The sequence below is a fragment of the Amycolatopsis sp. NPDC050768 genome, assembly GCF_040654155.1.
GTDB lineage: Bacteria > Actinomycetota > Actinomycetes > Mycobacteriales > Pseudonocardiaceae > Amycolatopsis.
Window position 1 is genome coordinate 135,696 of the sequence record NZ_JBFAHL010000023.1, and the last position, 25,424, is coordinate 161,119.

The 25,424-nt window shown below is 70.6% G+C and carries 22 protein-coding genes; 19 read left to right on the forward strand and 3 right to left on the reverse strand.

Annotated elements, in window-relative coordinates; translation table 11 throughout:
* Window position 1 precedes the first annotated feature (1 nt).
* From AB0H62_RS44005 to AB0H62_RS44015, 3 genes are all read left to right on the forward strand, one after another.
* Window positions 2-2,650, forward strand: coding sequence for an AAA family ATPase (locus AB0H62_RS44005; protein WP_360592235.1), 2,649 nt, complete (start codon window positions 2-4; stop codon window positions 2,648-2,650).
* A gap of 97 nt (window positions 2,651-2,747) precedes the next feature.
* The gene (locus AB0H62_RS44010; RefSeq protein WP_360592236.1) at window positions 2,748-3,752 is read left to right on the forward strand and encodes an alpha/beta hydrolase; all 1,005 of its coding nucleotides are present in this window, start codon (window positions 2,748-2,750) and stop codon (window positions 3,750-3,752) included.
* Between the two features lie 13 nt (window positions 3,753-3,765).
* Window positions 3,766-3,987 carry a hypothetical protein gene (locus AB0H62_RS44015; RefSeq protein ID WP_220244195.1) on the forward strand — a complete coding sequence of 74 codons (222 nt, stop codon included), beginning with the start codon at window positions 3,766-3,768 and terminating at the stop codon, window positions 3,985-3,987.
* Window positions 3,988-4,060: 73 nt separating this feature from the next.
* On the opposite strand, the gene AB0H62_RS44020 is transcribed toward AB0H62_RS44015, so the two are convergent.
* Window positions 4,061-5,242, reverse strand: a complete 1,182-nt coding sequence (locus AB0H62_RS44020) for a thioester domain-containing protein (RefSeq protein ID WP_220244196.1) — start codon at window positions 5,240-5,242, stop codon at window positions 4,061-4,063.
* 290 nt (window positions 5,243-5,532) lie between these two features.
* Between AB0H62_RS44020 and AB0H62_RS44025 the strand changes: the two genes are divergently transcribed.
* From AB0H62_RS44025 to argG, 5 genes are all read left to right on the forward strand, one after another.
* Window positions 5,533-6,057 (forward strand): PadR family transcriptional regulator, encoded by a 525-nt coding sequence (locus AB0H62_RS44025; protein WP_220244197.1) that lies wholly within the window; start codon window positions 5,533-5,535, stop codon window positions 6,055-6,057.
* Window positions 6,054-6,734 carry an ABC transporter ATP-binding protein gene (locus AB0H62_RS44030; RefSeq protein ID WP_220244198.1) on the forward strand — a complete coding sequence of 227 codons (681 nt, stop codon included), beginning with the start codon at window positions 6,054-6,056 and terminating at the stop codon, window positions 6,732-6,734. The genes AB0H62_RS44025 and AB0H62_RS44030 overlap by 4 nt, the downstream gene beginning before the upstream one ends.
* Window positions 6,731-9,004, forward strand: a complete 2,274-nt coding sequence (locus AB0H62_RS44035) for an FtsX-like permease family protein (protein ID WP_360592237.1) — start codon at window positions 6,731-6,733, stop codon at window positions 9,002-9,004. The genes AB0H62_RS44030 and AB0H62_RS44035 overlap by 4 nt, the downstream gene beginning before the upstream one ends.
* A gap of 129 nt (window positions 9,005-9,133) precedes the next feature.
* Window positions 9,134-9,901 carry an NPP1 family protein gene (locus tag AB0H62_RS44040; protein ID WP_360592238.1) on the forward strand — a complete coding sequence of 256 codons (768 nt, stop codon included), beginning with the start codon at window positions 9,134-9,136 and terminating at the stop codon, window positions 9,899-9,901.
* Window positions 9,902-10,061: 160 nt separating this feature from the next.
* Complete coding sequence (gene argG, locus AB0H62_RS44045) at window positions 10,062-11,510, forward strand: argininosuccinate synthase (RefSeq protein ID WP_220244201.1); 1,449 nt, start codon at window positions 10,062-10,064, stop codon at window positions 11,508-11,510.
* A gap of 139 nt (window positions 11,511-11,649) precedes the next feature.
* On the opposite strand, the gene AB0H62_RS44050 is transcribed toward argG, so the two are convergent.
* Window positions 11,650-12,483, reverse strand: coding sequence for a helix-turn-helix transcriptional regulator (locus tag AB0H62_RS44050; protein ID WP_360592239.1), 834 nt, complete (start codon window positions 12,481-12,483; stop codon window positions 11,650-11,652).
* An 87-nt stretch (window positions 12,484-12,570) separates the two neighbouring features.
* Here AB0H62_RS44050 and AB0H62_RS44055 point away from each other — a divergent pair, with 87 nt between their 5' ends.
* Window positions 12,571-13,968, forward strand: coding sequence for an aldehyde dehydrogenase family protein (locus AB0H62_RS44055; protein ID WP_360592240.1), 1,398 nt, complete (start codon window positions 12,571-12,573; stop codon window positions 13,966-13,968).
* 18 nt (window positions 13,969-13,986) lie between these two features.
* On the opposite strand, the gene AB0H62_RS44060 is transcribed toward AB0H62_RS44055, so the two are convergent.
* Window positions 13,987-14,592, reverse strand: a complete 606-nt coding sequence (locus tag AB0H62_RS44060) for an XRE family transcriptional regulator (protein ID WP_220244204.1) — start codon at window positions 14,590-14,592, stop codon at window positions 13,987-13,989.
* A gap of 339 nt (window positions 14,593-14,931) precedes the next feature.
* On the opposite strand from AB0H62_RS44060, the gene AB0H62_RS44065 reads away from it, so the two are divergent.
* From AB0H62_RS44065 to AB0H62_RS44110, 10 genes are read left to right on the forward strand one after another with little or no spacing between them, the layout of a single operon-like run.
* Complete coding sequence (locus AB0H62_RS44065; protein ID WP_360592241.1) at window positions 14,932-16,113, forward strand: ABC transporter substrate-binding protein; 1,182 nt, start codon at window positions 14,932-14,934, stop codon at window positions 16,111-16,113.
* Window positions 16,114-16,137: 24 nt separating this feature from the next.
* Window positions 16,138-16,992: a branched-chain amino acid ABC transporter permease gene (locus AB0H62_RS44070; protein ID WP_360592242.1), complete on the forward strand. Its 855-nt coding sequence runs from the start codon at window positions 16,138-16,140 to the stop codon at window positions 16,990-16,992.
* Window positions 16,989-18,026 carry a branched-chain amino acid ABC transporter permease gene (locus AB0H62_RS44075; RefSeq protein ID WP_360592243.1) on the forward strand — a complete coding sequence of 346 codons (1,038 nt, stop codon included), beginning with the start codon at window positions 16,989-16,991 and terminating at the stop codon, window positions 18,024-18,026. The genes AB0H62_RS44070 and AB0H62_RS44075 overlap by 4 nt, the downstream gene beginning before the upstream one ends.
* Window positions 18,019-18,813: an ATP-binding cassette domain-containing protein gene (locus AB0H62_RS44080; RefSeq protein ID WP_360592244.1), complete on the forward strand. Its 795-nt coding sequence runs from the start codon at window positions 18,019-18,021 to the stop codon at window positions 18,811-18,813. The genes AB0H62_RS44075 and AB0H62_RS44080 overlap by 8 nt, the downstream gene beginning before the upstream one ends.
* Complete coding sequence (locus tag AB0H62_RS44085; RefSeq protein ID WP_220244209.1) at window positions 18,810-19,514, forward strand: ABC transporter ATP-binding protein; 705 nt, start codon at window positions 18,810-18,812, stop codon at window positions 19,512-19,514. The genes AB0H62_RS44080 and AB0H62_RS44085 overlap by 4 nt, the downstream gene beginning before the upstream one ends.
* A 25-nt stretch (window positions 19,515-19,539) precedes the next feature.
* Window positions 19,540-20,661, forward strand: a complete 1,122-nt coding sequence (locus AB0H62_RS44090) for an enolase C-terminal domain-like protein (RefSeq protein WP_220244210.1) — start codon at window positions 19,540-19,542, stop codon at window positions 20,659-20,661.
* 5 nt (window positions 20,662-20,666) lie between these two features.
* Window positions 20,667-21,848 (forward strand): iron-containing alcohol dehydrogenase, encoded by a 1,182-nt coding sequence (locus tag AB0H62_RS44095; RefSeq protein ID WP_360592245.1) that lies wholly within the window; start codon window positions 20,667-20,669, stop codon window positions 21,846-21,848.
* The gene (locus tag AB0H62_RS44100; RefSeq protein WP_360592246.1) at window positions 21,818-23,896 is read left to right on the forward strand and encodes an acetate--CoA ligase family protein; all 2,079 of its coding nucleotides are present in this window, start codon (window positions 21,818-21,820) and stop codon (window positions 23,894-23,896) included. The genes AB0H62_RS44095 and AB0H62_RS44100 overlap by 31 nt, the downstream gene beginning before the upstream one ends.
* A gap of 17 nt (window positions 23,897-23,913) precedes the next feature.
* Complete coding sequence (locus AB0H62_RS44105) at window positions 23,914-24,315, forward strand: hypothetical protein (RefSeq protein ID WP_360592247.1); 402 nt, start codon at window positions 23,914-23,916, stop codon at window positions 24,313-24,315.
* The gene (locus AB0H62_RS44110; protein WP_220244214.1) at window positions 24,296-25,420 is read left to right on the forward strand and encodes a MaoC family dehydratase N-terminal domain-containing protein; all 1,125 of its coding nucleotides are present in this window, start codon (window positions 24,296-24,298) and stop codon (window positions 25,418-25,420) included. Before AB0H62_RS44105 ends, AB0H62_RS44110 begins: the two co-directional genes overlap by 20 nt.
* Window positions 25,421-25,424: the final 4 nt, after the last annotated feature.

The following is a 25,424-nucleotide window of genomic DNA, read 5'->3' on the forward strand; positions in this document are numbered from 1 at the left end:
CGTGGCCGAGGGAAGGAGTTCAGTCCTGTTCGGACGGGAGCTGGAGCAGAAACGCCTGGCGGAGCTGGTCGACGGCGTCGGCGAGCGCGGCGGCACGTTGCTGGTGCGGGGCGAACCGGGCGTCGGCAAGTCCGCTCTCGTCGCCACCGTCCGCCGGCAGCTCGGCCCGTCGCGCACGACGATCCTGACCGCAACGGGCGCGGAGCCCGAGCAGCACCTCCCCTACGCCGGCCTCAACCAGCTCCTCTACCCCCTCCGTGACACCACCACCGCCCTCCCGGCCACCCAGCGCACGGCTCTGCGCACCGCGCTCGGCCTCGTCGACGGCCCGGCGCCGCAGGCCTATCTCGTCGGCCTCGCCGTGCTCAACCTCCTCAGCGAGACAGCCGCCACCACGCCGCTGGTCCTGTTGCTGGAAGACGTCCACTGGCTCGACCGTGCAACCCAGGACGTGCTCGCTTTCCTGGCCCGCCGCGTCGAGTCCGAGCCCGTCGTCCTGATCGCAACGGCCCGCGACGACGAACCCACCCGCCTCGACGACCTCCCTTCCCTCACGCTGCGCCCCTTGCCGCCGGAGGACGCCGAGGAGCTCCTCGACCACGTCGCCCCGGATCTCGCCTCGGAAGCCCGCAAGCGGATTCTGCAAGACGCCGCCGGCAACCCCCTCGCGCTCACCGAACTGCCCGCCGCCCGCACCGGCCCGCTGGACCACGCCTTCGCCGCTCGCGTGGCCGAGCTGCCGGAAGCGACGCGCACGAACCTCCTCGTCGCGGCGCTCAACGACAGCACCTCGCTGGCCGAAACCCTCAAGGCCACCGGCACGGACGCGCTCGGGCCGGCCGCGGGGCTCGTCGAGGTGGACGCGACGAGCGTGACGTTCCGGCACGCGATGACCCGAGCCGCCATCGTCCGGTCGGCGACACCCGCCGCTCGTCGCGCCGCGCACCACGCGTTGGCCGCGACGTTGACCGAGCCCGGACGGCGGGCGTGGCACCGGGCGGCGGCCACCACCGGGACCGACGAAACCGTCGCGGCCGAACTGGAAGCAGCCGCGGGTGACGCTCGACGCCGGGGCGGCGTCGCGGCGGCGATCGCGGCGCTGGAAGAAGCCGCGCGCCTCAGCGAGACCGACCTGCGCCGGGCCGATCGGATGCTCCAGGCCGCCGACCTCGCCGTCGAATCCGGCCGACGTGACGTGGTCGACCGGCTGCTGGCAGCAGCGTCCACAATGCACCTCACCCCGCGCCAACGAGCCCTGGTCACGTGGCTGCCGACCGGGTTCGACGACGGCGTCCGCGAAGGTGCCGCCGGCGCGTCGGAGCTGGCGACGCTGGCGGGCACCGTCGCCCGGGACGGTGATCTCGACCTGGCCATGCGGATCTTCTGGAGCACCGCCATGCGCTGCTTCTGGATCGAACCCGGCGCGCTGGCGCGCGAACGCATCACCGCGATCGCCGACGAGCTGCCCGTCGACCCGGCCGACCCGCGGATGGTGGCGATCGCGGCGTACGTGACGCCGTTGACGCGCGGGGCGGAGGTGGTGGCCGCGTTGCGTGAGCTGGCGGACCGAACCACCGACCCGACCGTGATCCGGTTCCTCGGCAGCGCCGCGCTGCAGGTGGGCGCGTTCGACCTCGCGGCCCGGTTCTCCCTGGCCGCGCAACCGGGTCTCCGCGCCGAAGGCCGGCTCGGGTTGCTGAGCCGCGCACTGGCCGTGCAGGCCTGGAGCCACGCCCGGCTCGGCGATCTGGCGGCCGCGTTGCCCGCCGCGGAAGAAGCCGGCCGGCTGGCGCACGAGACGCGCCAGCCGTACATGGTCGGCCTGGCCAGGGCGGTGCAGGCGGAGATCGCGGCGTTACGCGGGGACCACGAGCTGGCCGAGAAGCTCGCCGCGGAGGCCGAACGTGTGGGCCTCGCGGCGGGCGCGCGGCCGGTGCTGGCCACGGTGCAGCTCGCCCGCGGTCTGGCCGCCCTCGGCGCGGGCCGGCACGCGGACGCCGTGGCCGCGTTGTTGCGCGTCTTCGATCCCGCAGACCCCGCGTACCAGCTGGCGCTGCGCTGTTACGTGGTCGCCGAGCTGGCGGAGGCGGCCGTCCACTGCGATCGCGCCGACGTGGTGCGCGGCCTGATCACCGAGCTCGAACAGGCCCCGACGACGTCCCCCGCGCTGCACCACGGCCTGCGCTACGCCCGCGCCGTGCTCGCCTCCGACGAGGACGCGGAGGAGCTGTTCCGCGTCGCGTTGCAGGCCGATCTCACGGGCTGGCCGCTCGAACGCGGACGGCTGCAGCTCGCGTTCGGCGAGTGGCTGCGCCGGCGTCGCCGGGCGGCGGAGTCGCGGCCGGTGCTGCGGGCGGCGCGGGAGACGTTCGACGCACTGGGCGTCACGGCGTCCAGCGATCGGGCCGCTCGCGAGCTGCGCGCCGCGGGCGAGGCGACGCCGGACCGCGAGCCGGACGCGCTGGGTGACCTCACGGCGCACGAGCTGAACATCGCGCAGCTGGCCGCGGAGGGGCTCACGAACCGGGAGATCGGACAGCGGCTGTACCTGTCGCACCGGACCGTGAGCACGCACCTGCACCGGATCTTCCCGAAGCTCGGCATCAGCGCCCGCGGCGAGCTGGGTGCCGCGCTGCGCCGCGAGGGATGACGTACACCCACGGCGTCACCTGACGGGCGCGAAGCCACCCCGCCACTGCCTACCGTCACAACGCGGAAAAAGGTTTCGAGCTCAGGAGTGTTTTCGGATGATCAGCAGGAGACAGTTTTCGCAGGTACTCGCCGCCGGCGTGGCAACGGCATCGGTCGCCGGCGTCGCGTCTCCGGCTGCGGCTGCGGCCGCGGCGGCCACTGGGCACACGTCCTTCGGGCCGCTCAAGCAGGCGCGGGCCGGCGTGCTGAACATCGGCTACGCGGAGGCCGGCCCCGCGAACGGACCGGTGGTGCTCCTGCTGCACGGGTGGCCGTACGACATCCACAGCTACGTCGACGTCGCGCCCGCGCTGGCGGCTCAGGGCTACCGCGTCATCGTGCCGTACCTGCGCGGCTACGGGACCACGACGTTCCGCTCGGGTTCGACGTTCCGCAACGCCCAGCAGTCCGCCGTCGCCGCCGACGTCATCGCGCTGATGGACGCGCTGAAGATCCCGAAGGCCGTGATCGGCGGCTTCGACTGGGGCTCGCGCACGGCCGGCGCGGTGGCCGCGCTGTGGCCGCAACGATGCAAGGCGCTGGTGCTCGTGAGCGGGTACCTCATCACCAATCTGAAGACGCAGCGCGACCCGCTGCCGCCCGCCGCCGAGCTCGGCTGGTGGTACCAGTACTACTTCTCGACCGAACGTGGCGTGCTCGGCTACACGCGCAACACCGACGAGTTCAACAAGCTCATCTGGCAGACCGTCTCCCCGAAGTGGCACTTCGACGACGCGACCTACCAGCGCACCGCCCAGTCGTTCACCAACCCGGACCACGTGGCCATCGTGGTCCACAACTACCGCTGGCGCCTGGGCCTCGCCCACGGCGAACCGCAGTACGACCGGCTCGAAGCCCAGCTCCAGCAAAGCCCCAAGATCGCCCTGCCCACCATCACCGTCGCCAGCGACTTCGACGGCACCGCCGCCGACGGCTCGGGGTACCGCGGCCAGTTCACGGGCAAGTACGACCACCGCGTCCTGCCCGGCATCGGCCACAACGTCCCCCAGGAAGCCCCTGCGGACTTCACCCAAGCGATCGTGGACGCGGACCGGCTCTGAGTACCGTGGTCCCATGGGCCACAAGGGCATCCGCGACGGCGGACCACCGCGAGATCCGAACTTTCGCCCGACCGACGTCGTCGGGATGCCGATCCGCAAGGCCGTGATCGAGCTGAGCCGCCACGGTTTCCTCATCCAGCAGCCGAGCGCCCACGCCCGCGACGCGGCGATGCTGCACAACCGCGTGCGCCTGGTGGCGAACGAGGGTGTGATCACCGAAGTGATCGTCGGTTGAAAATCCCCTGACCACAAGAAAGCGGGGCCGGTCCACAATGGACCAGCCCCGCTTCTTCGTTCAGCTAAAACAATCAGGCGTTGCTACGACGACGGCGCACCAGCACCAGCATCGCGCCGCCGGCCAGGACGAGGGCCGCGCCGATGCCGATGGGCAGCGAGGCGTCCACGCCGGTGTTCGCCAGGGGTGCCGAGCCGCCGGCCGGGGCGGCCGGGGTGGTGGCGGGCGCCGCCGGGGTGGTCGGCGGGGTGACGCCGGCTTCGGTCCAGGTGGCGGTGGCCGAGGTGTCGACCGTGGTCTTCTGCGACTCCGCGACGATCAGCGACTGCGCCGGGTGCTTGGCGTAGTTCTCGCCCACGAAGAGGCGGCCGGTGTCGAGGTGGCCGACGGCCTTGAGCGCCAGCTCGGCGGTGCCGGCCTTGGCGTCCTTGGGAACGTCGAGGTACAGCTTGGTGCCGTCCTTGACCTCGCCCTCCGTCACGGCCTTGCCGTCGGCGTCGGCGAGCTTGACGCCGTCGGGCAGCTGCGTGGTGAGGTCGGTGATGTCACCGGTGGTGGCGATGGTGAACGGGCCGATCTTGGTGCCGGCTTCACCCTTGGCCGAGGCCGGGGTGATGCTCAGCGACGGCTTCGGCTGCTGGCCGATGCCGACGTTGTCGCTGCCGGTCAGGTAGTCGTACAGCGCGAGCACGTCGGCGCCGTTGTCCGCGTTGCCGAACTGCACCGGCTTGTCGCGGTCGATCTCCTTGCCGTCGCTGAAGTGCCAGACGGCGGCCTGCGTGGCGGCGATGGCCTCGGCCTGCGAGAGGCCATCGTGCAGCGTGACGCCCTGCAGCTCGGCCTCGATGCCCTTGAGGTCCTCGGTCGGGAAGCCGTGGTGCAGGACCCAGTTGATCTTCGCGTTGTTCTTGTTGAACGGCGAGTCCGGGTTCGGGTACTTGTCCCACGGCGTCTCGAGCATGTCCTGCTGCTCGTCGATGTTCGTCTCGATCTCGACGCAGTACAGCTTCAGCGTGCTGCCGTCGGAGAGCTTGAGACCGAACAGGACCGTGTCGTAGTAGTGGTCCTTGCCGTTCTCGTTCAGGTTGACACCGAAGCCGTTGGTGAACGCGCCCGGGACGAGACGCCCACGAGCCGCGCCGTCTTCAGCCTTCGTGCCGGTGTCCGCGGTGGCGCCCTGAGCGGCCGCCATCAGCGCGACGGCCGCGGCGGCAGCCGCGATCCCGCCTCGCACCAGACCTGACCTGACCTGCATCTGTTCTCCCATCCAAGCCCGAACCAGAAAGTCGGAGCCGCGTGAGAAAACACACCCCGATCACGACGGCCACCAATCAGGTGAGAATCCACCCAGTCAAGCGATGCGGAAGCATACAGACAGCTCACACGCCCACCCACGGTGGTCCCCACCACCGCAAGGGTCGTCCACCTGGGCGTCACCAAGCCGTTCACGGACCGCCACCGAGCAAATCGGACACACCCCGATCACCTGCGTATACACGCAATGTATAGTCTCGATGTATAGCGATCATCCGAAGGGGACCAGACATGTCAGTGGGGACCACCCTGCTCGCCTTGCTCGAGCCAGGACCGCGGCACGGGTACGACCTGAAACGCGCGTACGACGAACAGTTCGGCCAAGACCGGCCACTCGCCTACGGGCAGGTCTACGCCACACTCTCGCGCCTGCTCAAAAACGGCCTCGTGGAGGTCGCGGGCGTCGAGGCCGGCGACGGGCCGGAGCGCAAGCGCTACACGATCACCGACGCCGGCATCACCGACGTCGAACACTGGCTCGCGACGCCGGAGAACCCCGAGCCGTACCTGCAGAACACGCTCTACACCAAGGTCGTGCTGGCTCTGCTGTCCGGACGCAGCGCCACGACCGTGCTGGACGCGCAACGCAGCAAGCACCTCGAAATGATGCGCGAGCTCACACGCCGCAAGCGTGAGGGCGACCTCGCGACGCAGCTGATCTGCGACCACGCGCTGTTCCACCTCGAAGCCGACCTGCGCTGGCTCGAGCTCACGGCCGCGCGCCTCGACGAACTGGCGAGCGAGGTGCGGTCATGACGGAACCCCTGCTCGTCGCCGATGGTCTGGAGAAGGCGTTCGGCCCGACACAGGCGCTGCGCGGCGCCGGCGTGTCCGTCGCGGCCGGGGAGGTGCTCGCGATCATGGGCCCGTCGGGCTCCGGCAAGTCGACGCTGCTGCACTGCCTCGCCGGCATCGTCCGCCCCGACGCCGGCACCATTACCTACGGCGGCCGCGACCTCGTCGCCATGAGCGACCGCGAGCGCAGTGCGTTGCGGCGCACGGAGTTCGGCTTCGTGTTCCAGTTCGGGCAGCTCGTGCCGGAGCTGACGTGCCTGGAGAATGTCGCGCTGCCGCTGCGCCTGGCGAAGGTCGGGCGGCGCCAGGCCGAGGGCGTCGCGCGCGAGTGGCTCGAGCGGCTGCAGGTGTCCGACGTCGCGGACAAGCGCCCGGGCGACGTCTCGGGCGGGCAGGGGCAGCGCATCGCCGTGGCCCGCGCGCTCGTGACCCAGCCGAAGGTGGTTTTCGCCGACGAGCCGACGGGCGCGCTCGACTCGCTCAACGGCGAGAAGGTCATGCGCATGTTCACCGAGGCCGCGCGGCAGACCAACGCGGCCGTCGTGCTCGTGACGCACGAAGCGCGCGTCGCCGCGTACTCGGACCACGAGATCGTGGTGCGCGACGGGCGCGTGGCGGATCGGGAGTTCGCGCAGTGATCGCGAACCTCCTTCTCGGCCTCCGGCTGGCCGTCGGGGGCGGCCGGATGTCGGGACAGGCGCTGCTGCGCCTCACGATGACGGCGGTGGGCATCGGGCTCGTCGTCGCAGTGCTGCTGCCGGCGGCGTCGGTGAGCTCGGTCGTCGACGCGCGGGAGGACCGCGCGGCCGCGACCGCCGAGATCACGCAGCCGAATCCCGGCGTCGACCCGCTGTACGTCGTCAAGTGGTCGGCGATCCGGGGCAACCAGTTCGTGGACATCCACTCCGTCGCTGCCGAGGGACCGCACGCGCCGGTACCACCCGGGCTGAGCGCGGTGCCGAAACCAGGTGAGCTCATCGTGTCGCCCGAGCTCGCGCGCCTGCTCGCCGAGCCGGACGGCGCCGGGCTGCGTGCCCGCCTTCCCGCGGCGCCGTCGGGCACGATCACCAAGCCCGGACTCGTCGACGCCGGCGAGATCACCGCGTGGTACGGCACCACGGTCGCCGACGCGAAGTCGAACCCGGACGTAGAGACCGTCTACGGCTTCGGCGGCGGGGAGCCGCCGCGGATCGCAGTGGCGACGACGACGCTCATCGCGGTGCTGCCGGTGGTGATCGCGCTGCTGCTGCCGCTGCTGATCTTCGTGACCACGGCGTCGCGGATGGGGGCGGCACAGCGCGACCAGCGGCTGGCGGCGCTGCGGCTGCTCGGTGTGGACGCGCGGCAGATCCGCTGGGTCGCGGCCGGGGAGTCGTTGCTGGGCGCGACGATCGGCCTGGTGCTAGGCGTGGCGCTGTTCCTCGCGGTGCGTCCGACGCTCAGTTCACTCGACCTGTTCGGCTACCGCGTGTTCGGCGAGGACTTCGTGCCGCCGTGGCCGCTCGCGGTGCTGGTGGTGGTGCTCGTGCCCGCGCTGGCCGTCGGAGCGGCGCTGTTCGGCCTGCGGCGGACGATCGTGGAGCCGCTCGGCGTGGTGCGCCAGGGTAAGCCCGTGCGAAGGCGGATGTGGTGGCGCTGGGTGATCACCGGCGTCGGCGTGCTGCTCGTCGGCACGGCGTACGCGACCGAGCCGGGCCAAAGCAGCGACAGCGTGCTGATCGCGCTCACCGGGGGTTCCGCGTTCCTGCTGGTGGGCGTGACCGTGCTGCTGCCGTGGATCGTCGAGGGGATCGCGAGCCGGCTGCACGGCGGGCCGCCCGCGTGGCAGCTCGCGGTGCGGCGGCTGCAGCTCGACAGCGGCACGCCGAGCCGGGTCGTTTCGGGGCTGGTCGTGGTGGTGGCCGGCAGCATCCTGCTGCAGGTCGTGCTCAACTCCCTGCTCGCGGCGGACGCGGCCGAGGCCAAGACGGATCCGTCGTGGGCGGGCGCGGCGCACGTGAGCGTGCTCGCGGACAAGGCGACGGCTGCCGAGGCGCAGCAACGCGTTTCGGGCGTCGCCGGGCTGACGCAGGTGGGCACGATCCGGCGCTCATCGGCGGTCTCCGGTGACCAGTGGACCAGTGTGGAGATCGGGTCCTGCGCCGCACTGGCGTTACGGGCCGAACTTCCGTCCTGTGTGGACGGTTCGGTGTTCTCCGTGGGCGACGCCCCCATGCCGACGGGTTCGGTGCGCTTCACGGAGTCCAGCTCGGATACCGGTGGTCCTCAGTGGACCGTCCCTTCGGGCGTGGTGCGGGTGCCGGCGAGCTCGGCAGCGCGCAACCTCGACGACACGCTGCTGGTGACCGACAGCGCCATCGCGGGCCTTCCGGTGCCGGTGGAGCTGACCACGGTGTTCGTCAAGGGTCCGGGGACCACCGCGGAGCTGGGCGACCGCGTGGCGACCGCCGTCGCGAGCCTGACCTGGCACGTCGAGGTGGACACGGACGAGCGCGCGAGCGCGCCGACCGGTGTGCTGGGCACGATCCGGGCGGTGCTGCTCACGGCGTCGCTGTTCGTGCTCGCGGTGGCGGCGTTGAGCCTGCTGATGCTGGCCGTCGAGCAGATCACCGAGCGGCGCCGGGCGTTGGCCGCGTTGGCCGCTTCGGGTGTTCCGCTGGGCGTGCTGGCCCGCAGTTCGTTCGCGCAGACGGCGCTGCCCGTGGTGATCGGGGTGGTGCTGGCGGTTCTCACGGGGACCGGGCTGACGTTGCCGATCCTGCGCGCGGCGGACATCCCGTTGAAGCTCGACGGCGGGCTGATCGCGAGCATGGCGGGCGCGGCCGCGGCGGCGGTGTTCGTCGTGACAGCGTGCACGATTCCGCTGCTGCGCCAGATCACAAAGGTGGAATCTCTGCGCGCGGAGTGAGAGTTCACCGGTCCGAAAGGCCCGCGACCCACCTTCGTCGCGGGCTTTTCGGGTCCAGCTCCTTCTCCGCGGGGGCCGGGTGCGCCAGCATGATCAACGCCCTGTCCCCATTTCGGAAGGTCGACCTCTATGCGAACCTTCAAACGGCTCGGTGCGGTCCTCGGCGCCACCGTGCTGGCGCTGGTGATCCCGGCGGCCGCTGCGTACGCCGATCCCCCGCACAACCTCCCCCAGAACGCCGGCGGCTACGACCAGTCGTTCTCGCCCGCGTACGACTACGACACCGACGGCTGCTACGCCACCCCGGCCATCGGCCCGGACGACACGCTCGCCCCGGGCCTCAACACCACCGGCGCGGTCAACGGCAGCTGCCGCGACCAGTCCGACCTCGACAACTCCCAGACCTACTCCCGCTCGAAGTGCAACAACGGCTGGTGCGCAGTGGTCTACGCCAGCTACTTCGAGAAGGACCAGGCCGTCGCCGGCAGCGGCCTCGGCGGCCACCGCCACGACTGGGAGCACGTGATCTCCTGGATCAACCAGGCGAGCAACCAGGTCGAGTTCGTGACCACGACGCAGCACAGCAGCCAGGTCACATACCCGCGCTCGCAGGTCCGCTTCGACGGCTCACACCCGAAGGTCGTCTACCACAAGGACGGCCTGGGCACGCACTTCTTCCGCCTGGCCAACGACAACGACGAACCGCCGGAGAACCACTACCACAACTGGCGCTACCCCCCGCTCGTCGGCTACGACGGCTACCCCTCCACGGCCCTGCGCGACAAGCTCATGTCCGCCGACTTCGGCTCGGCGACGATCAAGATCAACGACGCGCGGTACAACGACCTCCTGGCGGCCTCGCTGCCTGCGGGGATTCCGTTCGATCCGCGTGGGTGAGGTCTGAGGGTTTGTGCTGAAGGACGGGTGTCATCCTCTTCATGGGGTGGCACCCGTCTTCCACGTCGGGCCAGGTCCGCGAGGCTCTCCGGAGCGATCTGCGTCACGACTTCCCGCCCCGACTATGCACAGTCATACATCCTGATGCATAATCATACCCATGTCCAAGGTGCTCACTTCCCTTCCCGTCGGCGAGCGGGTCGGCATCGCGTTCTCCGGTGGCCTCGACACGTCCGTTGCGGTGGCGTGGATGCGTGACAAAGGCGCCGTGCCGTGCACCTACACGGCCGACATCGGGCAGTACGACGAGCCCGACATCGAGTCGGTGCCGGGGCGTGCGACGTCCTACGGCGCGGAGCTCGGGCGGCTGGTCGACTGCAAGGAGGCGCTGGTCGAGGAGGGGCTCGCGGCGCTGACGTGCGGCGCGTTCCACATCCGCTCCGGCGGCCGCAGCTACTTCAACACCACGCCGCTCGGCCGGGCGGTCACCGGCACGCTGCTGGTGCGCGCGATGCTCGAAGACGACGTCCAGATCTGGGGCGACGGCTCCACCTACAAGGGCAACGACATCGAGCGGTTCTACCGCTACGGTCTCCTGGCCAACCCCGCCCTGCGCATCTACAAGCCGTGGCTCGACGCGGACTTCGTGACGGAGCTCGGCGGCCGCAAGGAGATGTCGGAGTGGCTGGTGGCCCACGGGCTGCCCTACCGCGACAGCACCGAGAAGGCCTACTCCACCGACGCCAACATCTGGGGCGCCACCCACGAGGCCAAGTCGCTGGAGCACCTCGACACCGGCATCGAGATCGTCGAGCCGATCATGGGCGTGCGGTTCTGGGACGCGAGCGTCGAGATCGAGCCCGAGGACGTCACCATCGGCTTCGAGCTCGGCCGGCCGGTGTCGATCAACGGCAAGCAGTTCGCGACGTCCGTCGACCTCGTGCTGGAAGCCAACGCGATCGGCGGCCGCCACGGGCTCGGCATGTCCGACCAGATCGAGAACCGCATCATCGAGGCCAAGAGCCGCGGCATCTACGAGGCGCCGGGCATGGCGCTGCTGCACGCGGCGTACGAGCGGCTCGTCAACGCGGTCCACAACGAGGACACCGTCGCCAGCTACCACAACGAAGGCCGCCGCCTCGGCCGGCTCATGTACGAGGGCCGCTGGCTCGACCCGCAGGCCATGATGCTGCGCGAGTCGCTGCAGCGCTGGGTCGGCACGGCCATCACCGGCGAGGTCACGCTCCGCCTGCGGCGCGGCGAGGACTACTCGATCCTCGACACGTCCGGGCCGGCCTTCAGCTACCACCCGGACAAGCTGTCGATGGAACGCACCGAGGACAGCGCGTTCGGCCCGGTCGACCGCATCGGCCAGCTGACCATGCGCAACCTCGACATCGCCGACTCCCGCGCGAAGCTCGAGCAGTACGCCGGCCTCGGCATGGTCGGCAGCGGCTCCCATCCGGCCCTCATCGGCGCCGCCCAGGCCGCCTCCACGGGCCTCATCGGCGCCATGCCCGAGGGCGGCGCCCAGGCCATCGCCTCCCGCGGCAAGACCGACGACGTCGAGCTCCTGGACAGCGCCGCGATGGAGTCGGGCACCGACTGAGTTGTCTGTCTCGGCTCCGCCGAGACGCGCGAGATCGCTTTGAGCCGGTTTCTTCCCTCCCGGTGTGCTCGGCCCGAGGGGCCGAGCACACCGCTCAGCCCAGAAACCGGCGCGATCTCGCGGTGGTGCTCGGCGAAGTTCAGAGCTGCTGAGCCCCGATCACCGACAACAGCTGAAGCTTCTCGTGGCTTTCCGTCCCCGGCACGGCCGTGAAGATAAGCAGCGCCTGGTACTGGTCGGGGTCCAGGAGCGTCTGGCCGTGGACCTCGATGGCGCCGACCTCGGGGTGGAGCAGGCGTTTCGGCTCGCAGTAGGGACCCAGCACGGGGTGTTCGGCCCACAGGGCGGCGAACTCGGGGCTGCGCGCGGACAGCTCGGCGACCAGCGAGCCCGCCGGGGAAGAGCGGCCCGTCTTGGCGAAGACCTCCGCCAGGCGTGCGACCAGGGTGCGGCTGTGGTGCGCATGATCTTCGGGCGGCAGCCGCTCCCGCGCCGACGGCGAGGTGAACCAGCGGAACACCCGCGCGCGCGAAAGCCCGGTGTACGCGGTCTCGTCACCCAGCAACGCCACCGCGAGCGGGGTCTGGCGCAGGGTCTCCCCGAGCACGTTCTCGATCTGCGCCGGCGTGTCCTCCACGCGGTCGAACACGCGCATCAGGCCGGCGTTGATGTGGTCGCCGCGGACGGCGCGCTGGGGCGTGCCGTGGCCCGCGAGGCGGAACAGGTGGTCACGTTCCTCCAGCGTGAGGTGCAGGCCGTGCGCGATCGCGGCCAGGATCTGCTCCGACGGCACCGGGCCGCGCTGCTGCTCGATGCGGCTGTAGTAGTCGCTGGAAACACCGCTCAACGCGGCCACCTCCTCCCGCCGCAGGCCGCTGGTACGGCGGCGCGGGCCGCGGCGCAGTCCGACGTCCTCGGGCTGCAGCGCCTCTCGTCGCGCGCGCAGGAATTTCGCCAGTTCGGGCCGGTCCATGCCCTCCATCCTCCGCCCGAACGCCACGCTCAGCCACGGACATTCCGAACATGGCTACGCCCCGCGACCACAGGCACCGTCGAAGTCATGAAGCACTGGATCAACGGCGAGGACGTCCCCGCCGAAACCACCCTCGACGTCGTCAACCCCGCCAACGGCACGGTCGTCGCCCACATGCCGCTCGGCACCCCGGAAGACGTCGATCGCGCGGTCGCCGCGGCAACGAAGGCCCTGCCCGCGTGGGCCGCCACGTCACCGCAAGAACGCGCCAAAAGGCTCAAAGCGCTCGCCCACGAGCTCCGCGAACGCAACGAAGAGCTCGCCCAAGCCATCTCCACCGAGATCGGCGCCCCGATCAGCCTCGCCCGCGCCGCCCAGGCCGGTCTGCCGCCGCTCGTCGCGGACTCGACAGCGGACCTGGCGGCCGGCTTCGCGTGGACCGAAACCGTGGGTACCTCGCTCGTCGTACGCGAACCCGTCGGCGTCGTCGGCGTCATCACCCCGTGGAACTTCCCGCTCCAGCAGATCATGACCAAACTCGCCCCCGCACTGCTGGCGGGCAACACCGTCGTCGCCAAACCCGCCGAGCTCGCGCCGACGTCGATGCCGATCCTCGCCGCGGCCGTCAAAGCGGCCGAAATTCCCGACGGCGTCGTCAACATCGTCTACGGCACCGGCCCGGTCGTCGGCGAGGCCATCGCGAAACACCCCGGCATCGACATGGTCAGCTTCACCGGCTCCACCGCCGTCGGGAAGCGGATTTCGGTGCTGGCAGCCGAAACCGTCAAACGCGTGGCCCTCGAACTCGGCGGCAAATCCGCGAGCGTGGTCCTCGACGACGCCGGCCTGCAGCTCGCCGTCGAGCGCACCCTCACCACCGCGTGGACCAACTCCGGCCAGGTCTGCGGCGCGTGGTCCCGGATGATCGTCCCAGCGACCCGCCGCGACGAAATCCTCGACCTGCTCACGAAAGCGGCCGAGGACTACCGCCTCGGCGACCCCAGCGAGGAGACCACCCGGCTCGGCCCGCTCGCGTCGGAAACCCAGTGGACCCGCGTCAACAACCATGTCGAACGCGGCCTCGAACAAGGCGCCACTCTCGTCCTCGGCGGCCCCGGCCGCGTCCCCGGCCTCGAACACGGCGCCTACTTCCGCCCGACCATCCTCGCCGACGTCCACCCGGATTCCGCACTGGCGCAAGAAGAAATCTTCGGCCCCGTCCTCAGCGTCCTGACCTACACCGACGAAGACGAAGCCGTCGCGATCGCCAACAACAGCGTCTACGGCCTCACCGGCGCCGTCTTCGGCGAACCCGCCCGCGCGCTCGCGATCGCGCGCCGGCTGCGCACCGGTCAGGTCGACGTCAACGAGGGCCAGTTCAACGTCCTCGCCCCCTTCGGCGGCTACAAGCAGTCCGGCAACGGCCGCGAGTTCGGCTACCTCGGCGTCGAGGAGTTCACGGAGGTCAAGTCAATCCAGCGGTGAGTCCACAGTAGACAACGCTCAGAACGTGGGCGGCGTGATCAGCCAGACCGCCTTGAGCGGTTCGCCTTCCCCGACGTGCCAACGGTGTGGCACCGTCGAGTCGAGGTAGATCGCGTCGCCCGCTTCGAGTTTCACCTCGTCGTCGCCGATCCAGAAGATCATCACGCCGGACAGCACGATGCCGCACTCCTCGCCGACGTGCGAATGCGGGTGCCCGCCGCTGGTCGCGCCCACGGGCGCCTCGACCCACACCACTTCCATCTGGTGCTGCAGATCGGGGCTGAGCAGCTCGTTCATGATCCCGGAGCCCGGGTACTGGATGCGTTTGCGCTGCCCGCTCTTGGAAACCGAGTACCGCAACGGATTCGCGGGCGGCGCCTCGTTGCTGAACAGCTCGCCGACGGTGTGGCCGAGCACGTCGGCCAGCCGCTTCAGCGCTTCCAGCGACGGGTTCGCGCGCCCGCGCTCGACCTGGCTGATGTAGCCGACGGAAAGCCCGACCGCCTCGGACACCTCCGTGAGCGTCGTCCGGCTCTCGTGGCGCCATTCGCGCAGCTTCGAGCCGATGTGCACGCCCTCCGAAGTGCTGCGCGGCTCGTCGGACTGCTCGGGGGGTGAGGCCATGTGTCGCTCCTGCGCCGGCGGGGGTCGGGTTGGCGGAACTCGATCGGACGGTGAAACGCCACTCTACAAGTTTTACCCTCAGTTCAACCAGTAAAACATCGACCACTCCAAACCAAGATCGAAATCGGCCCCGATGTCGATTCCGCAACGACCGTTGCATCCCACATGAGCAGGAGGTATGCCACTGACCGGCGCAAAGAGCAACGGCGAGAGCCTTGACACTGGACTGAGTTGACAGTAAAAATCTGCACTCACAGTGCGCCTCCTGCGGATCTGGTCCCCGCCGCCGCCGGCGTCGTCGTCTCGAATCATCCGAACCAATGACGCGGAGGAATGATGATGACTTTTCCCAGGCGGCACCGAAAACTCGCGCTGGTGGCCGCCGTCGCTGCCGCCGCCTCGGTGCTCACGGCCTGCGGCTCGAGCGGGTCGAGCAGCGACAGCATCAAGATCGGCGTGCAGTTCGGCCTCACCGGGGCCGACGCCGCGTTCGACGCGGTCTACCAGGACTCCGCCAAGCTCGCCTTCGCCGACCTGACCAAGAACGGCGTCAACGGCCACTCCGTCGAACTGCTCTACGCCGACGACGCGAGCGACCCGGCGACCGCCGTCACGGTGGCGCGCAAGTACATCACGCAGGACAAGGTCTCGGTGCTCTACGGGCCCGCCTTCACGCCCACCGCGCTGTCGACCATGCAGGTCGCGAGCAGTACGAAAACCCCGTTCTACACACCGGGCAGCATCAACCCGCAGCTCACCTCGCCGCTCAACAAGTACACGTTCGCCCCGGCGTTCTCCTCCAACGACGTCGCCACCGGCATCGCGAAGCTCGTGAACTCCATGGGCGCCAAGAAGATCGGCATGATGGTGGAGTCCGACGCGTACGGCGACGCCGCGCTGTCCGGCGCCAAGGACGCGCTCGCCAAGTACGGCCTCACCGTCGACTCGACGCAGAAGATCGCCGCCAACGCCACCGACGCCACCAGCCAGGTGCAGGGCCTGAAGGACGCCGGCGTCGACGCCGTGCTGCTCGGTATCACCGCGCCGCCGATGGCCGCGGTGATCAACGCCGAGATCCACCAGGCCACCTACCTGCCGCTGGTCACGTTCGCCGGGTCCAACACCTCGCTCGACCAGCTCGCGAAGTCGGACCCGAAGGTGCGTTACTACGCGCTGACCCCGCTGGCGTGTCCCGTCGGGGACCCGTGCACGGCCGACTTCATGAAGGCGTGGAAGGCCGAGCACCCGACCACCGAGCCGATCGTGTGGACGGTGCAGGCCTACGCGGCGGCCAAGGCGTTCATCGCCGGGCTGCGCAACGCCAAGGACACCACTCCCGAAGGGCTGGTCACCGGCCTGGAGACGATGAAGCCGTTCTCGACGCCCGAGCTGCCGTGCCCCATCGCGTTCTCCACGACCTCGCACAAGGGCAACTCCTGCACCAACTTCTACGGCATCTCCGGCGGCAAGGTCTCGTTCTTCGGCAGCGACACGACCCAGAACCAGCTCACCGCGAACTGACCTTGCCCCAGTGAGGACTGATCGATGGTCACCACCGCCACTTTCGGCACCGGAATCGTCAACGGATTCGCCCTAGCCCTCGTCTCACTCGGTTTCACGCTCGTCTACCGCGCCACCGGCGTGGTCAACTTCGCCAACGGCAGCCAGATGGTGCTCGGCGGCTACGTCGCGTGGGAGCTCGGCTCGCACGGGTTCCCCGCGTGGGTGGTCATGCTCGGCGCCGTCGCCGCGGGCGTCGCTTCGGGTGTGGTCGTCGACCAGATCGCGTTGCGCCCCCTGCGCGGCGCGAGCCTGCTCGCCCAGATCATCGTGCTGATCGCGGTCACCGAGGTCGCCGGCGGGTTGTTCCTGTCGTCGTTCGGGGCCGAGGCCAAGACGATGACGCCTTACGCGGGCCGCTCGCCGATCGTGCCGGGGCTCGGCTGGTCGGCGAGCGACGTGGTGCTCATGGTGGTGAGCCTCGTGCTCGTCGCCGGGCTCACGCTGGTGCTGCGCGGCACATCGGCCGGCCTGCGGATGCGGCTGGTCGCGAGCAACCGCCTCGGCGCCACGGTCGTCGGCGTGAACCCGGCGCGGGTCTCCACGCTGGCGTGGTGCGTCGGCGGCGGCCTCGCGGCGATGAGCGGCGCGCTGATCTTCCCGACCTACCTGCTGTCCCCGGACCTCGGGCAGCAGTACACGTTCGACAGCTTCGCCGCCGTGGTCCTCGGTGGGTTCGGCAGCCTGCCGGGCGCCGCCGTCGGCGGGGTGCTGATCGGGGTCGTGCAGTCGGTCGTGTCGGGGTCGATCGGGGCGAGCTACAGCGCCTTCGTGTCGCTCGGCGTGATGCTCGTGATCCTGCTGACGCGGCCCACCGGACTGTTCGGAGCACGCGCATGACCACTGTCAATGTCCCCCGCCGAGTGCGGGCCGCCGTCCGCGATTCCGCGCTGCCGGTGGAGAAGTGGCTCGGCCGGTTGCGCGTGCCGACGCCCAGCACGGTGACGTCGCCGGCCGGCGAGAAGCGCTACGTCGGTTCGCTGTGGACCACGGCCGGGGTCGTGCTCGTCGCGGCGGTCGTCGCCGTGTGGGCCGACGTCGGCGGCGGCTACATCCAGACCGTGGTGGGCCTGTTCGCCGCGTACCTGGTGTCCGCGCTCGGGTACACGGTCGTGCTCGGGCAGGCGGGGCAGTTCGCCTTCTGCCAGAACGCGTTCGTGGCGTTGGGCGCCTACGGGTACGCGGTTTCCGAGCCTCGCTTCGGTCCGGTCGGCGGACTGATCGTCGGCGCCGTAGCCGCGACCGTGGCGGGCACCATCATCGGAGTCGCCATCATCCGCACCCGCGATCTGTACCTGGCGCTGCTCACGCTCGCGTTCTCCCAGGCCGCGCTGCTCGCGATCCAGCTGTGGCCACCCACGCAGGGCGACAACGGGATCCTCGTCGACCTCGGTGGCGATCAGGCCTACCTCGTCGCCGTGGTGTTCGCGGCGGTCGCGCTGATCGTGGTGCAGCGCATGACACGCTCGAAGATCGGCCGCGCGTTCGCCCTCGTGCGCACCGACGAGAAGGCCGCCGCGACGATGGGCGTGAACGTGCCGCTCACGCGGATGCTGGCGTTCGCGTTCAGCAGCCTGCTCGGCGGGCTCGGCGGCGTGCTGCTGGGCGCGGTCCTCACGTTCATCACGCCGACGAACTTCACGCTCGAGCTGACGTTGCTGTTGCTCACGATGATCGTGATCGGCGGCGTCGGGAGCGTGTGGGGCACGGTCACGGGTGTGCTGATCATGGTGGTGGTGCAGCAGTTCCTGCCCAGCAGCGGGAGTTTCGGCAGCTACCTCAACGCGGGCCTGCTGTTCGTGATCCTCGTGCTGCGGCCCGGTGGGCTGCGCTCGCTGGTGAACCTGCGCTCGTCGGGCGGCAGCCGTGGCTGACGCGATCCTCGATCTCGACTCCGTATTCGTCCGCTTCGGCGGGCTGGTCGCGGTGGGCGGTGTGAGCTTCTCCGTGGAGCGCGGCTCGGTCACCGGGCTGGTCGGACCCAACGGCGCGGGCAAGACCACGCTGTTCAACGCGATCAGCGGCCTGGTCCCCGTGACCGGGGGCGCGATCAACTTGCGGACCACGCGGGGCTCCGCCGACTTGACACGCGTGGGTGCGTGGCGGCGGGCCGGGCTGGGCATCGGGCGCACCTTCCAGGACTCGCGGCTCGTGGCCGGCCTGCCGGTGCTCGACCAGCTGGCCACCGGTGCGTTCGCGGGGCGCAGCCGGTTCCTCGGCGCCGTGCTCCGCGGCCGCAGCTTCCTGGCCGACGAGAGGCAACTTGTCGACCGGGCCCACGAAGTGTTCGCGCAGCTGAAGATCGAGCACCAGGCCGCGGTGAACGTCGACCTGCTCTCGGCGCCCGAACGGCGGCTGGTGGACCTCGGCCGCGCGCTGATGAGCCGGCCGGAGCTCCTGCTGCTCGACGAGATCAGTGCCGGAATGCCCGTGGAGGACAAGGAAATGGTGGCCGACCGCGTGCTCGACTACGTCCGGTCCTCGGGCGCGACGGTGATCTTCGTCGAGCACGACATGGGCTTCGTCCGGCGGGTCGCCGACCGCACGGTGGTGCTGGCCGAGGGCGAGATCCTCGCCGACGGCGGCCCGGAAGAGGTGCTGCGGCGCCCGGACGTGCTCGCCGCCTACATCGGCCCCGGAGCCGAAGGAGCACTGCGATGACGTTCTCCGCGCAGGGAATCCACGCCGGTTACGGGCGGATCCCGGTGGTGCACGACCTCGGCTTCGAGGTCGCCGCGGGTGGGTACCTCGGCATCGTCGGCGCCAACGGCGCGGGCAAGAGCACGCTGCTCAAGGCCTTGTCCGGCGTGGTCACGCCGCACGCCGGGACCATCCGGCTCGGCGACGAAGACCTCACCGGTGTGCCGGCGTGGGACCGGGCCCGCCGCGGGCTCGCGTTCGTCCCCGAGTCGCGCGAGCTCTTCGGCGAGCTGACCGTGGAAGAGCACTTGCATGCGGGTTGCCTGCAGGTGCGGGGCCGGGCGAAGCGCACGGAACGGACCGACTTCGCGTACGAGCTCTTTCCCGTGCTGCGCGACCTGCGCCGCCGCACGGCCGGCCGGCTTTCCGGTGGCCAGCAGCAGTCGCTGGCCGTTGCGCGGGCCGTGGTGTCCCAGCCGAGGGTGCTGCTGCTCGACGAACCCTCCCTCGGCCTGTCCCCGATCGCGGTCAGCGGGCTCGTCGAGTCACTGACCCGGCTCGCGCGTACCACGGACATGGCCGTGGTCATCGCCGAGCAGAGCCTCACGGTCGTGCGGGAGCTGTGCGACGACGTGCTGGTGCTCAACCTCGGCCGCGAGGTCGAGCGGGGCCCGGCCGCCGCGGTGCTCACCCGCTCGGTCATCGAGAACGCGTTCCTGTGAAAACTCCCCCGGAGGTGTGCGACAGGTGACAACCAGCAAGATCTCCTCGATCGACGTCATCCCGTTCCGGATTCCCCTGAAACACGAGGTGAAGTTCGCGACGGGCCGGCTGACCCACGCCGAGCACCTGCTGGTGCGCGTGCGCACGGCCGACGGTGTCGTCGGCCTGGCCGAGGCCATCCCCCGGCCGATGATCTACGGCGAGACCACCGTGTCGATCGCGCACGTGATCGACACGATGATCGCGCCGGCCGCGCAGTCGCTCGACCTGCTCGGCACCGAAGAGCTCGGCCACCGGCTGCGCCACCTCGCCGGCAACCCGACCGCCCGCGGCGCGGTGGAGCTGGCGATGTTCGACGCGCTGGGCAAGACGCTCGGCGTGTCCTGCCACGACCTGCTCGGCGGCTACGCACCGGAGGTCCGTTGCACCGCGATCCTCGGCGCGGGCACGATCGACGAGGTCGTGGCCGAGACCGCGGCACTGCGCGCGGAACACGGCATCACCAGCTACAAGGTCAAGGTCGGCCTGGACCTCGACCGTGACGTGCGACTGGTCGCTCAGCTGCGCCAGGAGCACCCCGACGCGTTGATCTACGTCGATGCCAACCACGGTTACTCCGCGGCCGACGCGATGACCTTTCTGGGGTCCACAAAGGACCATCGGCTCGCGTGGATCGAAGAGCCGTGCCCGGCCGAGGACGTGCTCGGGCGCGCCGACGTGGTCGCCAAGACGACCGTGCCCGTGCTCGGCGACGAGAGCTGCACGACGCCGCGTGAGGTCGCCACCGAGATCCTGGCCCGGCGCTGCACGATGATCAGCATCAAGCTGGCCCGTACGGGAATTCGCGCGTCCACGCGGATCCGCGAGTTCTGCGCGGCCGTCGGCGCGCAGGCGATCGTGGGCAGCCAGGGCGACTCGGCGATCGGCACGTACACCAGCGCCGCGTTCGCCGCCGCCAGCCCCGTGACCGCGCAGCATCCGGCCGAGCTGGCCTACCTGCTCAACTTAGACGGCGACCTCGTGGTCACCCCGCCCGAAATCCGGGACGGCGTGCTGCGGGTGCCCGCCGAACCCGGCTTCGGGTTCGAGATCGACGAAGCCGCACTGGCGCGTTTCCGGACCGACCGGCCCGGGGAAAGGAGCTGAACCGCGTGTTCCGTTACGACCAGGCAAGGCAGGTGCTCACCGTGGGGGCCGGCACGATCGCCACGGTGCCGGACGAGCTCACCGCTCTGTCCGCCCGTTCGGTGTGCCTCGTCGGCAGCCCGCGTTCACTCGCGTCGGCCGCCGGGCAGGCGACGCGCGAAGCGTTGCGCAGCTTCGACGTCCGGCACGAGTTCGGCAAGATCGCGCCGCACGCGCCGATCACCGACACCGAGGCGATGGCGCGGCAGCTGCGCGACGACCCGCCCGACGCGCTGGTGGCCGTCGGCGGCGGCAGCGTGAGCGACACCGCGAAAGCGCTTTCCATCCTGCTGGCCGAAGGCTTTCCGCTCGAGGCCAAGTGCAGCACGTTCACACCACCCGACGTGTTGAAGCACGTGCAGCTCAACCAGCCGAAGATCCCCGTGCTCACCATCCCGACGACGTTGTCGGGCGCGGAAGTCACGCCTGGCGGCGGCGCGACGGACGCTCGCGGCATCAAGCGCGTGTTCTGGGACCAGAAGGTCGCCTCGCGGGTGGTGGTGTACGACCCCGAACTGTTCACCGACGTCCCGGCCGAGCTGCTCCTGACCACCGGCATGAACGGGCTCGCCCACTGCGCCGAAGCCCTGTACTCCAAGTCCGCGTCGCCGTTCACGGACGCGCTGGCGGCCGAAGGCGCGCGGCGGTTCGCCGAGACGTTGCCCCTGATCGGCGGCGCGACCGGACGGCTGCCCGTCGACCTGCTGGAGGACGCGCTCACCGCCGCGGCCATCGGCGGCCTGGTCATCAGCAACGCGCGGGTCGGCCTGCACCACGCCGTCTGCCACGTGCTCGGCGCCGCGTACGGCGTGCCGCACGGGGTCGCGAACTCCGTGATGCTGCCGTACGTCCTCGAGTACAACCACGATCACACCGAGGCCAAGCAGGCGATCCTGGCCCGCGCACTCGGCGAAGGGCTCGGAGAGACGGGCAGCGCGGCGGTGCTGGCCGCGACCGTGCAGCGGCGCGCCGGCGTGCCGCGGACGCTGGCGGACACCGGCCTCGCCGAGTCCGACCTGGAGCGGGTGGCCGGGGAAGTCTTGCAGGACCGTGGTTTGTTCTTCAACCCCAAGCGAGTCCCCGACGCCGGTGCGGTGCTGGGCGTGCTGCGGCGCGCGTGGACCGGCACCGTGACCGGGGCCGCGTGATGGCGGAGCTCGCCACCGGGAGCGCGCTCGTCGACCTCGTCACCGCGCCCCGCAGTGTGGTCGTCGTCGGCGCGTCGGCCGACCCGGCCAAGCCCGCGGGCCGGCCGCTGGCCTACCTCAGCCGCTACGGGTTCACGGGCGACGTGTTCGTCGTCAACCCACGACACTCCGTCGTCGGCGGTTACCCGGCGGTGCCGGCCGTGCTCGACCTCCCCGTCGACGCGGCCGAGGCCGCCATCGTCAACCTGCCCGCCGACCAAGTGCCGAGCGCGTTGCACGACCTCGACAGCCGCGGTGTGCGGGTCGCGGTCGTGATCGGCAGCGGCTTCGAGCGCCCGGACAGCGCGCCGCGCCAGGAGCTCAACCGGTTCCTGGCCTCGCCCGACCGGCGGCTGCGTGTGATCGGCCCCAACTGCGTGGGCACGATGAGCGTGGTTTCCGGCGCGCACCTGAACTTCTCGAGCGTGCTCGGCCGCGGCCCGGCGCGCGCGGGTTCGGTCGCGATGATCACGCAGAGCGGCGCGAGCGGCAACGGGCTGCTCATGTCGATCCTGCGCCGTGGCGGCGGCATCGCGCACTGGTTCAGCACCGGGGACGAGTTCGACGTCGGCGCCCTCGAATTGCTCGTCGGCGTCCTGGCCCGCGACGACGTGCGCACGGTCGGGCTGTTCCTCGAAGCCATCACCGACCTCGACTGGCTGCCCGCGGCCACGGAAGCCATCGCGCGTACCGGGAAACGGGTGTTCCTGGTCAAGATCGCCGACAGCGACCTCGGACAGCTCGCCGCCGGCGGGCACACCGGGCGGGTGGTCGGGTCCAGCGACATCTCGCACGCGGTGCTGAAGCAGGCCGGGTTCGTGCGGGTGCCGGGGATCGCCGAGCTGGCCGACTGCCTGGTGACCGCGCAGGTCGTCGGTGAGCTGCCCGCGCGGCCGCGGATCGCCGCCGCGTCGGTGTCGGGAGCGGGGGCGGTGGTGCTGGCCGACCGCGTGCAGCAGGCTCCGGCGTTGTCGCTGCCGGCGTTGGGTACGGCGACGCGGCGGCAGCTGCAGGAAGTGCTGGCCGATCGGGTCGAGCTGCACAACCCCATGGACGTGCCGTTCCTCGGCGAGACCGAGACGTTCGCACGGACCGTGGCCACGTTGTCCGAAGCGCCGGAATCGGACGTCGTCGTGGCGGTCGAATCGAGCCTCGCGCACGATCGTGAGGTCCTGACCGAGGTCCTCACCGCCCGGTCCCCCACCGCGAGCCCCGTCGTGCTGAGTCACCTCAGCGAGGACGACCCGATCCCGGAAGCCCTCCTCGCGCGGCTCGCCGCGGCCCGGGTGGCCGTGGTCCCGACGCCGGAACGGGCGGTGCAAGCGCTGGGCCTGCTCGCGGGTGACGCGGGTGCGCAAGCCGCGGCCGAACCTGCCGAAGACCTGACCGGGTACCTCGGCCTGCCGGACATCGCCGCCTTGCTCCCCGCGGATTTCCCCTGGGCGCCTTGGGTTTCCGCACCCGACCGGGAGGCCGCGGCGGAGGCGGCGAGACGCTGGGGCTACCCCGTCGCGGTCAAGGCGGCCGGGCAGACGATCGCGCACCGGTCCGAGCTCGGCGCCGTCGCGGTGGTGCGCGCCGAGGACGACCTGACGGCAGCGTACGAGCGGGTCGCGAAGGTGTGCGCCGAACACGGCGACGACGTCGTGGTGCAGCAAGGCGTCGGCGCGGGGCAGGAAGTGCTGGTGGCCGTGGTGCGCGACCCGGAGTACGGCCTGTCCGCCGTGCTCCGGCCGGGTGGCGTCAACGCCGAGCTGCTCGACGATCAGGTCGTGCTCTGGCACGGCTGGCCCGCCGGGCAACGGCTGGCGACGCTGCGTGAGTCCCGGCTCGGCGTGCTCCTGTCCGGCTACCGCGGCCAGACGGCGAGTGACGTCGAGGCACTCAACACCGCGATCACCACCTTGTTCACGGCGCTGGCCGACCAGCCGGTGTCCTTTGTGGAACTCAACCCCGTGCTCGTGCTGGCGGACGGGGTCCGCGCGATCGACGCGATCGGGCGGAAATGAAGGCTGAAGGGAAGAGCATGACCGCACAAGACAGGTTGCAGCACTACCAGGAGTCGCTGGGCAACATCCCGCCCGCCATCTCGACGATGTTCGCGATGGACGAGGGGTTCGCCGGCGACTACACCGACATCCGCGAGCGGATCTACACCCAGCACGCCGACGGGCTCTCGCTCGCGATGAAGGAGCTGCTGCTGGTCATGTTCGACCTGGCCGTGAGCAACGCCGGCGGCGCGATCAACCACCTGCGCGCGGCCAAGCGGGCCGGGCTCACCGGTGAGCAGCTGCGCGAGTCGCTGCAGATCGCGTTCCTCGTGCTGGGCGTGTCGGGCTGGGGCAAGGTCGGCTACAAGCTGTGGGCGGCCTGGGAGAACGACTTCGAGGAAGAGAGGGCGAGCACCAATGGCCACCACGCGTCTTGAGTTCAGCACCGAGATCACTGACGAGATGCTGTCGGAGGCGGCAGCGCTCGAAGGCCAGGAGATCCGCGTCGAGCCGTGGAACAACGAGGCGACGCTGGACACCATCCGCCACTACGCCTGGGGGCTCGGCGACCACAACCCGCTGTTCCACGACGAGCAGTACGCGGCGACGAGCCCGCACGGCGGTGTGATCGCCCCGCCGACCTTCCTGTACTCCAGCTACGACGGCGCCGTCGGCCTCGGTTTCCCCGGCGTGCAGCCGATCTACGCGGGCACCGAGTGGGTGTTCCACGAGACGATCCACCGCGGCGACCGGATCCTGCCGAAGGCGCGGCTGGGGAAGGTGACCGTCCACAGTGGCCGCCACGCCGACCGGTTCGCGATCCAGCGCGTGCACACCGAGTACCGCCGCGAGAGCGACGGGGTGCTGCTGGCCGAGGCGCTGGCCAGCACGTTCCGCGTGCCGCGCGCCGCGGCGTCGGGCGGGTTGTCGTACAAGGCCCGCGACCGGCACGTCTACCGCGACGAGGAGCTGGAGGAGATCCGCCGCTGGGCGATCACGGAGGCACGTCGGGGCACGGCGCCACGCAACCCGGCCGAGGTCCAGGTCGGTGACGTGGTGCCCGAGGTCGTGAAGGGCCCGATCGACCAGATCACCATGACGGCGTACTACGCCGGCTGCATCGGCTCGCCCGGCTACAAGGCGGGCGAGATCTCGTGGCTGTACCGCACGTGGGCCGTCGAGGAGCCGGAGCGGCTGCCGAACAACTACGACCCCACGTACTTCAGCGAGCGCGTGCTGCCCAGCCTCGGACACCAGGACCCCGAGGTGGCCAAGGAGATCGGCATGCCCGGCGCGTACAACAACGGCCCGCAGAAGTGCGGCTGGATGGCGCACCCCGTGCTGAACTGGATGGGTGACGCCGGTTCGCTGCGGGAGTTCTCCGTGCGCCTGCGCCGCCCCGACATCTTCGGCGACACCGTCTGGTGTGGTGGCAAGGTGACCGAGGTGCGGGACAACGGTGACGTGCTCATCGCGTTGTCCGCGCGCAACCAGCTCGGCGAGCAGACCGCCGAGGGCAGCGCCCTGGTGCGCTTGAGCTGAGACG